The organism is Stenotrophomonas sp. 2201_Sma (assembly GCF_056486685.1).
On the sequence record NZ_CM151329.1, the window covers coordinates 2803959 to 2816433 of the forward strand.

13 protein-coding genes are annotated in these 12475 nt (G+C 68.2%); 6 read left to right on the forward strand and 7 right to left on the reverse strand.

The window, feature by feature from the left end; genetic code table 11:
* Positions 1–60 precede the first annotated feature (60 nt).
* On the forward strand, positions 61–411 hold the full coding sequence (locus tag ACZLIF_RS13055) for a ligand-binding protein SH3 (RefSeq protein ID WP_128990879.1): 351 nt from the start codon (positions 61–63) through the stop codon (positions 409–411).
* 103 nt (positions 412–514) lie between these two features.
* Here the strand turns inward: ACZLIF_RS13055 and serS are convergent, their stop codons facing one another.
* Entirely contained in the window at positions 515–1795 is a 1281-nt protein-coding gene (gene serS / locus ACZLIF_RS13060; RefSeq protein ID WP_128987793.1) for a serine--tRNA ligase, read from the reverse strand.
* Positions 1796–1908: 113 nt separating this feature from the next.
* Here serS and ACZLIF_RS13065 point away from each other — a divergent pair, with 113 nt between their 5' ends.
* Together ACZLIF_RS13065 and ACZLIF_RS13070 are read left to right on the forward strand one after the other, a co-directional pair.
* On the forward strand, positions 1909–2547 hold the full coding sequence (locus ACZLIF_RS13065) for an energy transducer TonB (protein WP_128987792.1): 639 nt from the start codon (positions 1909–1911) through the stop codon (positions 2545–2547).
* Between the two features lie 119 nt (positions 2548–2666).
* Positions 2667–3236: an energy transducer TonB gene (locus tag ACZLIF_RS13070; protein WP_053515518.1), complete on the forward strand. Its 570-nt coding sequence runs from the start codon at positions 2667–2669 to the stop codon at positions 3234–3236.
* Between the two features lie 135 nt (positions 3237–3371).
* Here the strand turns inward: ACZLIF_RS13070 and aroA are convergent, their stop codons facing one another.
* The 4 genes from aroA to ACZLIF_RS13090 all read right to left on the reverse strand — a co-directional run bounded on the left by aroA (position 3372) and on the right by ACZLIF_RS13090 (position 8055).
* Positions 3372–4679 (reverse strand): 3-phosphoshikimate 1-carboxyvinyltransferase, encoded by a 1308-nt coding sequence (aroA, locus tag ACZLIF_RS13075; RefSeq protein WP_128987791.1) that lies wholly within the window; start codon positions 4677–4679, stop codon positions 3372–3374.
* Between the two features lie 75 nt (positions 4680–4754).
* Entirely contained in the window at positions 4755–5951 is a 1197-nt protein-coding gene (pheA, locus tag ACZLIF_RS13080; protein ID WP_053515513.1) for a prephenate dehydratase, read from the reverse strand.
* A 52-nt stretch (positions 5952–6003) separates the two neighbouring features.
* The gene (gene serC, locus ACZLIF_RS13085) at positions 6004–7089 is read right to left on the reverse strand and encodes a 3-phosphoserine/phosphohydroxythreonine transaminase (protein ID WP_053515512.1); all 1086 of its coding nucleotides are present in this window, start codon (positions 7087–7089) and stop codon (positions 6004–6006) included.
* Positions 7090–7251: 162 nt separating this feature from the next.
* A complete protein-coding gene (locus tag ACZLIF_RS13090) occupies positions 7252–8055 on the reverse strand; it encodes an FHA domain-containing protein (RefSeq protein ID WP_128987790.1) in 804 nt (267 codons plus the stop codon).
* Between the two features lie 124 nt (positions 8056–8179).
* Between ACZLIF_RS13090 and ACZLIF_RS13095 the strand changes: the two genes are divergently transcribed.
* From ACZLIF_RS13095 to ACZLIF_RS13105, 3 genes are all read left to right on the forward strand, one after another.
* Positions 8180–8455, forward strand: coding sequence for a polyhydroxyalkanoic acid system family protein (locus ACZLIF_RS13095; RefSeq protein ID WP_053515509.1), 276 nt, complete (start codon positions 8180–8182; stop codon positions 8453–8455).
* Between the two features lie 80 nt (positions 8456–8535).
* Positions 8536–9027 (forward strand): phasin family protein, encoded by a 492-nt coding sequence (locus ACZLIF_RS13100; protein WP_053515508.1) that lies wholly within the window; start codon positions 8536–8538, stop codon positions 9025–9027.
* A gap of 237 nt (positions 9028–9264) precedes the next feature.
* Positions 9265–10269, forward strand: a complete 1005-nt coding sequence (locus ACZLIF_RS13105; RefSeq protein WP_053515506.1) for a restriction endonuclease — start codon at positions 9265–9267, stop codon at positions 10267–10269.
* Between the two features lie 24 nt (positions 10270–10293).
* On the opposite strand, the gene hutC is transcribed toward ACZLIF_RS13105, so the two are convergent.
* Both hutC and ACZLIF_RS13115 read right to left on the reverse strand, forming a co-directional pair.
* The gene (gene hutC / locus ACZLIF_RS13110) at positions 10294–11022 is read right to left on the reverse strand and encodes a histidine utilization repressor (RefSeq protein WP_053515504.1); all 729 of its coding nucleotides are present in this window, start codon (positions 11020–11022) and stop codon (positions 10294–10296) included.
* 27 nt (positions 11023–11049) lie between these two features.
* Positions 11050–12420, reverse strand: a complete 1371-nt coding sequence (locus ACZLIF_RS13115; RefSeq protein ID WP_128987789.1) for a formimidoylglutamate deiminase — start codon at positions 12418–12420, stop codon at positions 11050–11052.
* Positions 12421–12475: the final 55 nt, after the last annotated feature.

Sequence of the window (12475 nt, forward strand, 5' to 3'; positions counted from 1 at the left end):
GCCGTACCCGAATGGTGTGGTAGCGCCGGGCCATGCCCGGCGGAGACGGTACAGTGGGCCATGAACTACATCGTGACGACCACGCACCGCAGCGAATTCCCACACCCGATCACCCTGCTCCGCGGCCAGGCGCTGGCGGTAGGCGAGCGCTATGAAGGCCCGGAGGGCTGGGAGGACGGGTTCCTGTGCCAGGCCGAGGGGCAGCAGCCTGGATTCGTGCCGGCACCGGTGATCGGTCGCGATGCGCAGGGTGACGCGTTTGCCACCGAGGATTACTGCGCGCGGGAGCTGGATGTCGATCCCGGGCAGCTGCTGCGCGGGCTGCGCACACTGAATGGTTGGGCGTGGTGCATGCCCGAGGCGGGCGAGGCGGGATGGGTGCCGTTGGAGAAGGTGCGGGTTGTGGAGTGATCGCGGGGTTCATCCGCGCAGGGCGTGGATGTAGCCGCATTGCAGATCCACGCCATGCGTGGATTCGGTGCCATGCAAGCATGGCACCCACCTGAGCTGGTTGTCAGGCGATGGTTTCCAGCCCACCCATGTACGGGCGCAGCGCTTCCGGCACGGTGATGCTGCCGTCGGCGTTCTGGTAGTTCTCCATCACCGCGATCATCGCGCGGCCGACTGCCACGCCCGAGCCATTCAGGGTGTGCACCAGCTCGGGCTTGCCGGTGGCCGGATTGCGCCAGCGCGCCTGCATGCGGCGGGCCTGGAAGTCACCGCAGTTCGAGCACGAGGAGATCTCGCGGTAGGTTTCCTGCGACGGCAGCCAGACTTCCAGATCGTAGGTTTTCACCGCCGCGAAGCCCATGTCACCGGTGCACAGCAGCACCTTGCGGTACGGCAGGCCCAGCTTTTCCAGCACGACTTCCGCACAGCGGGTCATGCGCTGGTGCTCGGCCTCGCTGTCTTCCGGGCGGCTGATCGAGACCAGTTCGACCTTCTCGAACTGGTGCTGGCGGATCATGCCACGCACGTCGCGGCCGCCGCTGCCGGCCTCGGCACGGAAGCACATCGAATGCGCGGTCATGCGCAGCGGCAGGCGCTCGGCGTCGACGATCTCGTCGCGCACGATGTTGGTCAGCGGCACTTCCGAGGTGGGGATCAGGTAGCGCGTGGACTCGCCGACGGCCGTCTTGAACAGGTCATCCTCGAACTTCGGCAGCTGGCTGGTGCCGCGCAGCGATTCGGCGTTGACCAGCAGCGGTACGTTGGTTTCCTCGTAGCCGTGTTCGCCCGTGTGCAGATCGACCATGAACTGGGCCAGCGCACGGTGCAGGCGCGCGATCGGGCCGCGCAGCACGGTGAAGCGCGAACCGGACAGCTTGGCGGCGGTTTCGCCATCCAGCCAGCCGTTGCGGGCGCCCAGTTCAACATGGTCCAGCACCTTGAAATCGAACTGGCGCGGGGTACCCCAGCGCGCCTGCTCGACGTTGTCGTTCTCGTCGGCACCGGCCGGTACGTCGTCGGCCGGAATGTTCGGAATACCCAGCGAGATTGCTTCGATCTTCTCGCGCAGCTCGTCCAGCGCCACTTCCGAGGCCTTCAGTTCGTCGGCGAAGGCGGCGACCTCGGCCATGATGGCCGAGACATCCTCGCCCTTGGCCTTGGCCTGGCCGATGGCCTTGGAGCGGCTGTTGCGCAGGCTCTGCAGCTCCTGGGTCCGCACCTGGATGCGCTTGCGATCGGCCTCCAGGGACTCCAGGGCAGACACGTCGAGCTCGAAGCCGCGGCTGGTGCGCAGGCGTTCGGCGAGGTCGGCGGGCTGGTGGCGGAGCAGGGCTGAATCAAGCATGGCAGGTGTCGTGGTGGGTGTCAGGACCGGGATTATCGCCTGTTATGCGGATTTCTGCCGCCCGGTTCATTCGGGCCGTGGCAGAATCGGGCTATTCCGTACTGGTCCGGTCCATGTCTGCACCCCGCTCGTCGTCCGCCAAGTCGTTCACTGTGCATATTCCGCGCAACACCCTGAAGATCGCCGGCATCGCTTTCGGCGTGGGGGTGCTGCTGTTCGTGGTGGTCTGGCTGACCGGCCGCGACAAGGAATTCTTCCGCGCCGACCCTGCGGCACAGACGCCGCAGGAAACCGCCCAGGTGGAGCCTCTGCCGGAACCCCTGCCGGCGGCAGCCGGGTCCAGCGACATGCCCGACGCCAAGCCGGCGCCGGCACCGGAAGACGCCCCGAAGCTGGTGGAAACCGCTCCGCCCCCGCCGCCTGCAATGGCTGAACCGGCACCCGCTGCGCCCGGCACCGTGCCGGTCGCCGGTGGCGGCAGCCAGCCCATGCCGATCGCGGGCCAATCGCCGCCGCCGGCCTATCCGGCTGCTGCGCTGCGTGCGGGCGAAACAGGCAGTGTGGTGGTGCGGGTGGAGGTGGACGCTACGGGCTATCCGAACAACGTCACCGTCATCCAGCGCAGCGGCTCGCGTGACCTGGACCGCGCAGCGACCGACGCGGTGCGCCGCTGGCGCTTCACCCCGGCGCAGAGCAACGGGCAGGCGGTGCCGGGCACCATTGAAGTGCCGTTCGACTTCAAGACCCAGTAACTGAACGCATACCGGAAGGCAAACTGAACCCTCCCGGTTGCGTTGACGCAACACTGACACTTTTCTTCGTGGCCTCGGGCAACACTCGGCACGTCGTCAACCGACGTAAGGAGTTTGCGATGACTGTCACCACCCATGAAGACCTTCATTCGCCGCAGATGCAGCAGGACGGTACGCCGCGCCGGGCCACATCGCCTTGGCTGTGGGTCGCGCTGATCGTGGCGATGTTCGCCGCCGCGCTGCTCTGGCTGCGCTATTCCGGACCGGATGAGGTGGCGCCTGCACCGGTCGGCGAGCGCATGCTGCCAGCCACCGAACAGACGCCTGTTGCCGAAACGGCACCGCCTGCCGCACGACAGGCCACGCCGGCCACGAGCGAGCGCAAGGCAGTGCCGGCGGTGCGCAACCGCGAGGCGCGCCCGCTCGCCAGCAACAGCAAGCCGGACTATCCGGCGGCTGCGCTTCGTAACGGCGTGCAGGGCAGCGTGATCGCCAGCCTTGATGTGGATACCCGCGGCAACGTCACCAATGCCGCGATCGTGTCGCGCAGTGGCGAACGCAGCCGTGACCTGGATCGTGCGGTCCTGCGCACGGTGCAGAACTGGAAGTTCCAGCCGGCCATGCAGGATGGCCGTGCTGTGGCCAGTGTGGTGCGGGTCCCGGTGGATTTCCGTACCGAGCAGCGTTGATCGCGGACGAGGGGTTCGTGATGTTCGACGGAGGCTTCGGCCTCCGTCATTTTATGCGGAAAAGCGTGCCAACCAAGGTTGGCACCTACCGCGCAATGCGATCCGCCGGGCATGGCCCGGCGGTTGCGGTGCAGGTCAGGCCAGGTTGAATCCGGCGCTGCGTGCCAAGCCGTCGAAGTCGGGGAACGAGGTGGCCACGTTGGCGATGTCGTTGATCCGTACTTCGCCGTCGCTGATCTGGCCGGCAATGGCAAAGGCCATGGCGATGCGATGGTCGCCGTGGCTTTCGATGGTGCCGCTGCCCAGACGCGTGCCGCCATGCAGGGTCGCGCCGTCTTCGGTTTCATCCACCTGCATGCCCAGCGCGCGCAGGCCGGTGGCCATCGCTGCCAGGCGATCCGATTCCTTCACCCGCAGCTCTGCTGCGCCGCTCACCACGGTCTTGCCTTCGGCGGCGGCGGCGGCGACGAACAGTGCCGGGAATTCATCGATCATGTCCGGCACCAGCGCTTCGGGAATGCGCGCGCCCTTCAGCGGCGCGTAGCGCACCACCAGGTCAGCGACCGGCTCGCCGCCCTGCTCGGCTGGATTTTCTTCGGTGATGTCCGCCCCCATCAGCCGCAGTGCATGCAGCAGGCCGGTGCGACGCGGGTTCAGGCCAACCTGCTTCAGGCGCAGCTCGGAGCCGGGAATGATGCTGGCGGCCACCAGGAAGAACGCTGCCGAGGAAAAATCGGCAGGCACCGCGATGTTGGTGGCACGCAGGCGCTGGCCACCGTGCAGGCGCGCCTTGCCCGGCGAGAACTCGATCTGCACGCCGAACGCGGACAGCATGCGCTCGGTGTAGTCGCGGGTGGGGTGCGGTTCGACGACGCTGGTTTCGCCCTGTGCGTACAGGCCTGCCAGCAGCACGGCCGACTTGATCTGCGCGCTGGCCACCGGCGAGGTGAACGCGATGCCGTGCAGTGCCTGGCCACCATGCACGTGCAGCGGCGGCGTGCCATCGTCCTGGGTATCGATCTTCGCGCCCATCTGCGACAGCGGGCCGGTGACACGGCGCATCGGCCGGCCGGACAGCGATTCGTCGCCGATCAGGGTGCAGTCGAACGACTGCCCGGCCAGCAGGCCCGCCAGCAGGCGCATGCCGGTGCCGGCGTTGCCGCAGTCCAGCGCTGCGCTGGGCGCCTGCAGGCCATCGATGCCGACGCCGTGGACGATGCGCTGCGACGGGCTGGGGGTTTCGATGCGCACGCCCAGCTGGCTGAAGATGCGCGCGGTGGCGCGGGTGTCTTCGCCTTCCAGGAAACCCTCGATGTGAGAGGTGCCGTCAGCCAGCGCGGCAAACATCACCGAACGGTGCGAAACCGACTTGTCGCCGGGAATGGTGAGGCTGCCCTGCAGCGGCTGGCCCTTGCGGGCGATCCAGTGTTGCGCGTTGCTCATCGTTCGATCATTCCGTAGACGCCGGCGGGCCGGCGGTGCATCAAGGGGCGGTGGCCGCGGCCACCGCGGCAGGCATCAGGGCACGGCCACCGGATAGGAGCCGAGGACCTTGATCTGCGCTGAGTGTGCTTCCAGTTCGGCCAGCGCGGCCTGCATCGGCGCGTCGTCGATGTGGCCGGCCAGGTCGATGAAGAAGCCGTACTCCCACTTGCCGTGGTGCGAAGGCCGCGACTCGATGCGGTTCATGCTGATGCCGTGGCGTGCGAACGGACTGAGCACGTCGAACAGCGCACCCGGCTTGTCATGGATGAAGACCAGCACCGAGGTGCGGTCATGGCCGGAGGTCGGGAAGATGTTGCGGCCCACCACCAGGAAACGGGTGGTGTTGTCGGCATCGTTCTGGATCGGCTTGGTCACCACCTTCTTCAGGCCGTACACGTGGCCGGCACTTTCGCCACCGATGGCCGCCGCATCGTCGGCGTTGCGCGCGCGGCGTGCGCCTTCGGCGTTGCTGGAGACCGGAATCTTCTCGGCCTTGGGCAGGTTGGCGCGCATCCACGCCGAGGTCTGCATGAACGACTGCGGGTGGCCGTAGACGCGTTCGATGTCCTCGATGCGGCCGCTGCGCGACATCAGGTACTGCTGCACGCGCAGTTCCACTTCGCCGCAGATCTTCAGGTTGGAGGTCAGGAACATGTCCAGGGTGATCTGGATGGTGCCCTGCCCCGAGTTCTCCACCGGCACCACGCCGAAATCGGCGTTGCCCGCTTCCACTTCCTGGAAGACTTCTTCGATGCTGGCCAATGGCAGGCCCAGCGCCGAGCGACCGAAATGCTTGAGCACGGCCTGCTGGCTGAAGGTGCCTTCCGGGCCGAGGTAGCCGATCTTCAACGGCTCCTGCTGGGCCAGGCAGGCCGACATGATCTCGCGATAGACGTGCACCAGCACTTCATCGCTGAGCGGACCTTCGTTGCGGTCCACCACCATGCGCAGCACCTGTGCTTCACGCTCGGGGCGGTAGTAATCGACGGCGGCGGCAAGCTTGCCCTTGGCCTTGCCGACCTGGTGGGCGAACTGCGCGCGCTCGGCGATCAGGCGCTGGATGTCGCGGTCGATCTGGTCGATCTTCGAACGCACGTCGGCCAGTGCCAGCGGCGCCTGGGTGGGGGCCGGCGTCGATGCAGCCCTGGCCTTGGACGTGCCCTTGGACGCAGCGCTGTCCTTGGCCGGTGCGGCCTGCTTCGGCGCCTTCTTGCTGGATTTGCTTGCCATCGGAATTCCCTGTTGCGTGGGCACGCACCCGACGGTGCGCGCCGTTCATTGCTCAGCCGTAGCGCTGCTGGAAGTCGGCCATGAAGGCGACCAGCGCCTCCGCACCCGCCAGCGGCATGGCGTTGTACAGCGAAGCACGGATGCCGCCGACCACCTTGTGACCCTTCAGCGCCAGCAGGCCGGCGGCCTTGGCCTCGGCGACGAAACGCGCATCGAGGTCGGCGTTGGGCAGGAAGAACGGGATGTTCATCCGCGAACGCGCCGCGTGCGCGACTTCATTGCGATAGAAGCCGCCGGACGCATCGATGGCGCCGTACACCAGCGCGGCCTTGGCCGCATTGCGCCGGGCGAACTCGGCCACGCCGCCTTCAGCCAGCATCCACTTGAACACCAGCCCCGCCAGGTACCAGTTCCAGGTGGGCGGGGTGTTGAGCATCGAGTCGCGCGCCACGTGCGAGCGGTAGTCGAAGATGTCCGCGCGCGGCTGGCCACTGCGCTCCAGCAGGTCGCGACGGATGATCATCACCGCGATGCCGACCGGGCCCAGGTTCTTCTGCGCGCCCGCGTAGATGACGCCGTAGCGGCGCACATCCAGCGGTTCGCTGGCGATGGACGAACTGAAATCGGCCACCAGCGGCACATCGCCGGTATCGGGCACGTCACGGAACTCGACGCCGTGGATGGTCTCGTTGGCGGTGATGTGCACATAGGCCGCATCGGGCGAAAGCTGCCAGCTGCTGCGCGCGGGCAGCTCGCGGTAGCCCCCGTCCTCGCTGCTGCCAGCGATGTTGACGTCCACATAGGGGCCGGCCTGCTTGACCGCCGTCCTGCCCCAGTGGCCGCTGACCACGTAGTCGGCACGCTGGCCGGGGCTTGCGAAATTCAGCGGGATCAACGCCTGCTGGGTGGTGGCGCCGCCGGACAGGAACAGCACGGCGTAGTCCTCGGGAATGTCGAGCAGGCGGCGCAGGTCCGCCTCGGCCTCGGCGGCGACGGACATGAATTCCGCACCGCGATGGCTCATTTCCACGATCGAGGCGCCGGTACCGTGCCAGTCCAGCATTTCCGCCTGCGCCTGGCGCAGGACCGATTCCGGCAAGGTTGCAGGGCCGGCACTGAAGTTGAACGCGCGCGTCATGTCACACCTGTGGGGCAAGATCCCTAGTATGCCGCAGTGCACCAGCCTTGCGGCCTTGCGCGGCAAGGGAAATTTGGTTTCATCGGAATCCATCGCCTGCGGCACTGCGCCGACGGTCGCCGGCCTGGGCCGGCGCCTGCCCGAAGCACGGCGACGACAGGCTCAGCGCGCGCCGAACCAGAGCAGCAGGCTGAGCAGCGCAGCCAGCAGCAGTGCGCTGACCAGCAGCCACGGCCAGCGGCGGACCCGGCGCGGAGGAAGGGGCTCGGCGGGCGCCCGTTCGGCCTCGTGGCTGGACTCATCCTCGGCCGCCAGCGGCCGCCGGCGCGGATCACGCGGCACTTCCAGCACGAAACGGTGCTGGCCATCGAATACCACCTGGTCGCCCGGCTGCAGCCAGCAGTGGCGCACGGCCACGCCGTTGACGCAGGTGCCGTCGGCGCTGCCCAGGTCACGCAGCAGGACGCGATCGCCGTGCACTTCCACGCGCGCGTGCTGTTCGGCGAACGCCGGATCGTCGATGGCGATGTCGGCCTCGCTGCCGCGGCCGATCACGCGGGCGCGCGACAAGGTGAAACTGCGGCCATGGTGCAGGCCACCGACGCCCCGCAGCAGGCGCTGCTCGTCGCCGGCATCCTCGCCGTCCGGTGACGGCGCCTGCAGCAGGCTCTCGGCTTCGCCCTGCAGGACCATCTCAACGCCATCGACATACACCGCATCGCCGGCGCGCAGCAGCGCCATGCGCCGTACCGGACGGCCGTTGACATGGATGCCGCGGATGCCGTTGCCGACCTGCAGCCAGAGGCCGCGATCATCCATGCAGAACTGCGCCAGCAGCAACGCGCCGTTGCCTGCTTCGCCCAGCCGCACGCTGCCGTTGGCATGGCGCACGATGCGTTGCACCCCGGGCCGCAGCGGCTGGTCGGGCTGTTGTTGTTGACTGAAGTGAACAAGCAGGTTCTGCACGCGGCGCAGCCTAGCAGGTTGGCCGGCATCGAAGAAGAACCCCGGATGAGCGCTTGGCGCGGACGCGATCGATGCGCACAATGCTCGCCCTCTCTGATCACCCCGCCCTGCGCCAGGAGCCTGCATGTCCACCATCGATGTCCGCCACGCCCACGCCCTGCCCGACGCACAGGCGCGCGAGGCGATCGAACAGGTTGCCGCCAAGCTGGCCGAGCGCTTTGGCCTGAAGTCCTCGTGGAGCGCCGATGTGCTGAATTTCTCCGGCAGCGGCGTGGACGGCGCGATCGAGCTGCAACCGGGCGCCGTGCGGGTGACCGCCAAGCTCGGCTTCCTGCTGTCGGCAATGAAAGGCATGGTCGAAAGCGAAATCCAGCGCGTGCTGAAGGAAAAGCTGGGCTGAACCACGACAGCGGCCGTCACGGCCCTGCAACGGCGGCGCGCGCTACTCTCGGGGCAGGTCCAACTCCCACGGGAAGTGCGATGAACCGCTACGAAAACGACGACCGCCGCGACGACGACGCCACCTTTGGTGAACAGGCCGGACGCTTCTCACGCAAGCTGAGCGATTCGGCCCAGCAGGTCTGGCTGGCCGGACTGGGTGCGCTGGGCCGGGCACAGGCCGAAGGCAGCCGTTTCTTCGATGGGCTGGTGAAGGAAGGCGAGGCCTGGGAGGCCCGCCGCCGTGAGCGCGCCAGCGAGCAGGGCCCGGGATGGCGCGACAACGTCGAGTCCTCGCTGGATGAGGCGCGCGAGAAGGCCTCGGGCACCTGGAACAAGGTCGAAAAGGCCTTCGACGACCAGGTGCAGGGCGTGCTCAAGCGCCTGCATGTGCCCACCGCCGACGAGCTCACCGCGCTGGAGGCACGCCTGGACGCCCTGCATGCGCGCCTGGCCAAGCTGGAGACGCGGGCGGCCTCGGGCAGCGATGCGCCGGCGCCGGGCAGCCACCAGTCGCCGGGCAGCGTGCCCTGACGATGGATTGTTGCAATGCAATAAAATTTGCCTGACAATCGCGAGCAACCCGCCAATCGCTTCGCCTGCCGTTTGTTCCCTCCCCTCACGGCTTCAGGATTGGCGGGTTTTTCGTGCCTGCGGAACGCCGATCTGAGCGTTCCATCACGCTTGCTGTGGGGAACGTCCTGACCCTGCCAGGCAGTGCGCGCTTTACACTGTCTGCTTCCGTTTTCGCCCCTTCCGCGCTCTCCCTGCATGCTTCCCTGGATTCTGGCCCTGCTGTCGGCCCTGCTTATCTGTTCCCTGGCCGTCGTTCACCTGTGGTGGATCAAGCGGCGGCAGAAGGAGATGCAACTGGGCCTGCAGGCCTTGGCCGGCATGCACTGGCGGGAGTTCTCCGCGCTGGTCAAGCGGATGCTGCGCGAGCAGCGCGGCCTGCGCGAACTGGAGGTTCCTGCCGAGGATGCCCGCGAGCCCAGCAGCGATTTCCTGCTCAGCGATGGCCCCAATACCTGGCGGGTGTCCTGCAAGCATGGCCTGGCCTATCGCATCGGTACCGCTGCGGTGAACGAACTGGGCGCGGCAGCGCGGCTGGCCGGGGCCAAGGGCGGCGTGCTGATCACCGAAGGCCGGATCCAGCGCGATGGCCGTAGTGCCGCCGAGCTGCAGGCCGTGGAGGTGCTGGACGGCCCGCGCCTGTGGCCATTGCTGCAGCCCTATCTGCCGGCCGACATCGATGCGCGCGTGCGCGCCACTGCACGCCACGAGGCCCTGCGTCGCATCGCCATTGCCGCGTTGGCCTCGGTAACCGTCGGCCTGCTGGTCGGCCTCGGCCTGCAGGGCCTGCACCTGGCGTCACCGGCGCCGCAGGCGGTGACCGCCCCTGCCTCCGCCGACATCGCCGCCGCGGCGCCTGCCGCTGTCTCCCAGGCGCCCGCACCGGCAGCGGCAGCGCCTGCTGCTGCCGTTTCCACGCCGGCGGACGATGGCCACAGCGATCCCAACCCGGATATGGCGACCCTTGACCGTTACCAGGCGGATCTGGCCCGGGCGCTGGCTGGCCAGCCCGGCATTGCCAGCGGCGTCTGGCTGACCCGGCAGACCCTGGCGATCAACCGCACCGGCGAACTTGACGATGTGTGGCCGCGCGTCTGCACGCAGGTCCTGCGCTACCCCGCGCTGCGCACGGTGCGCGTGCAGCTCAATGCCCGCCCCGGCGTGGATGAGCCGGTGCGCTGGCGGCAGTGCGCGACGTATTGATCTGAACGCGCGGAAGCGTGCGCTCTAGCGCGCGCCGGGCGCGAAGCGGGCCACCAGATCCCAGGCGTCGCCGAGGAACACCTGGCGCACGCGGGTGATGGGCTGTTCGCCCCGCCAGGTCAGGCGTTCGATCACCAGGCAGGCGGTGCCCGGCTTCACGTCCAGCAGGCGGGCAGACGCCGTGTCCGCACCCCACGCGCTGATGCGGTGCTGCGCCCGGGTCCAGGACACGTTCTGCAGCAGCCAGCTGCCCGGCGCGGTGGTGCTGAAGTCCACCTCCAGCACCTCCGGTACACCCACCGGGCTGATCAACCGGTGCTCCAACGCCAGCGGGCGGCCGTCGGCCAGATGCAGACAGCGCATCGCCAGCAGCATTTCACTGCCGGCCAGCTCCACTTCACCGGCATTGCCGGCGTCGGCCAGGCGCAGCTCGCGCTGCAGCAGCCGGTACCCGTACTGGTGGCCACGCGAGCCGACCTCCATCGCGATGTCCGGAATCTCCAGCGCCACCTGTTCCAGATGCGGTGGCTGCCGGGCGACGAACGAACCGGCCCGGCGGCGACGCTCGATCATGCCGCTCTCGGCCAGCGCGGTCAGCACCTTGTTGACGGTCATCCGCGAGCAGCCGTACTGCTCCATCAGTTCGTGCTCATAGGGGATGCGGAAACCCGGCGCCCACTCTCCGCTGAGAATGCGGCTTTCCAGGTCGCTGCGGATGCGCTGGTTGAGCGTGGCGGACTTGCTGGCCTTCACGTGACAGGTCTCGATGGCGGGAAGCGATCAGCCCAGCACGCCGCGCAGGGCGGTAGCGAAGGCGGTGGTGATCGCCTCGCGCTGGAGGTGGCGGCCTTCGGCCACGCATTGGCGGCCATTGCGCCAGACCGATCGCAGCGCGCCATTACGTGCGGCGAACACCCAGCTGTCAAGCCATGCGTCATCCCGTCGCGCCTGCAGCGCGGGGTGTGCAGCGTCCAGTTCGAGCAGGTCGGCACTGGCCCCGACCTGCAGACCTGCGGCCACGCCCAACGCCTGTGCGCCGCCGTGCAGCGCGCCCTCGAACAGGAATCTGCCGCTGCTGCGGCTGGCATCGGCAGCCAGCACGTTGCGCCCGCGCAGCGCCAGGCGTTGGCCGTATTCGAGCAGGCGCAGTTCCTCGGCCGCATCGATCAGCACGTTGGAATCGGACCCCACGCCGAAGCGCCCGCCTTCGCGTGCGAACGCCTGCATCGGGAACAGGCCATCGCCCAGATTGGCTTCGGTGATCGGGCACAGGCCGGCGACGGCCCGGCTGGCGACGATGGAGGCGCGCTCGTCATCGGATATGTGGGTGGCGTGCACCAGGCACCAGCGCGCGTCCACCTCGGTGTGCGCGTACAGCCACTGCACGGGACGCTGTCCACTCCACGCCAGGCAGGCGTCGACTTCGCGCACCTGCTCGGCGATGTGGATGTGCACCGGGCCCTCGTTCAACGGCAGCAGTGCTGCCAGTTCATCGCCGGTGACGGCCCGCAGACTGTGCGGGGCGATGCCCAGCACCGCATCGGGCAACGCAGCCAGCGCAGCACGGGCACCCTCCAGCAGCCGCGCAAAACCGTCCACGTCGTGAATCAGCCGACGCTGGGCCGGGTTCGGCGCTGCACCACCGAAATCGGCGTGGGCATAGAACACCGGCAGCAGGGTCAGGCCGATGCCGGTCTGTGCCGCGGCTGCGGCAATACGTGCACTCATCTCGGCCCGGTCGGCGTAGGGCCGCCCCTCCGCATCGTGGTGCAGGTAATGGAACTCGCCGACACGGGTGAAGCCGCTTTCCAGCATCTCCATGTATGCCTGGGCAGCGATGGCCTGCACTGCGTCCGGGCGCAGGCGGGCAAGGAAGCGGTACATCAGTTCGCGCCAGCTCCAGAAGCTGTCGCCGTCGCCGCCCCCGATCTCGGTCAGGCCGGCCATGCCGCGCTGGAACGCATGGCTGTGCAGGTTCGGCAGGCCCGGCACCAGGATGCCGACCCGGGCATCCCCATCCTGCGCGGGCTGCCCCACGTCGATCGCGGCGATGCGCCCCGCCTGCACCTGCAGGCGGACATCGCGGGCCCAGCCATCGGCGAGCAGCGCGTGGGCGGCATGGAAACAGGACGGGGAACGCGAATCGGACATGGCTGGACAACCCGAAATGGACACCTATATTGTATAGACATATAAGCACAGCCGC

What these genes read in the sequence shown, in the direction of transcription:
- serS (WP_128987793.1), bottom strand. Translation starts at nt 1,795, where the DNA reads ATGCTTGATTCAGCCCTGCTCCGCCACCAGCCCGCCGACCTCGCCGAA.
- ACZLIF_RS13105 (WP_053515506.1), top strand. Translation starts at nt 9,265, where the DNA reads ATGCTTCCCTGGATTCTGGCCCTGCTGTCGGCCCTGCTTATCTGTTCC.
- serC (WP_053515512.1), bottom strand. Translation starts at nt 7,089, where the DNA reads ATGACGCGCGCGTTCAACTTCAGTGCCGGCCCTGCAACCTTGCCGGAA.
- aroA (WP_128987791.1), bottom strand. Translation starts at nt 4,679, where the DNA reads ATGAGCAACGCGCAACACTGGATCGCCCGCAAGGGCCAGCCGCTGCAG.
- ACZLIF_RS13100 (WP_053515508.1), top strand. Translation starts at nt 8,536, where the DNA reads ATGAACCGCTACGAAAACGACGACCGCCGCGACGACGACGCCACCTTT.
- ACZLIF_RS13070 (WP_053515518.1), top strand. Translation starts at nt 2,667, where the DNA reads ATGACTGTCACCACCCATGAAGACCTTCATTCGCCGCAGATGCAGCAG.
- ACZLIF_RS13065 (WP_128987792.1), top strand. Translation starts at nt 1,909, where the DNA reads ATGTCTGCACCCCGCTCGTCGTCCGCCAAGTCGTTCACTGTGCATATT.
- ACZLIF_RS13095 (WP_053515509.1), top strand. Translation starts at nt 8,180, where the DNA reads ATGTCCACCATCGATGTCCGCCACGCCCACGCCCTGCCCGACGCACAG.
- ACZLIF_RS13055 (WP_128990879.1), top strand. Translation starts at nt 61, where the DNA reads ATGAACTACATCGTGACGACCACGCACCGCAGCGAATTCCCACACCCG.
- ACZLIF_RS13115 (WP_128987789.1), bottom strand. Translation starts at nt 12,420, where the DNA reads ATGTCCGATTCGCGTTCCCCGTCCTGTTTCCATGCCGCCCACGCGCTG.
- pheA (WP_053515513.1), bottom strand. Translation starts at nt 5,951, where the DNA reads ATGGCAAGCAAATCCAGCAAGAAGGCGCCGAAGCAGGCCGCACCGGCC.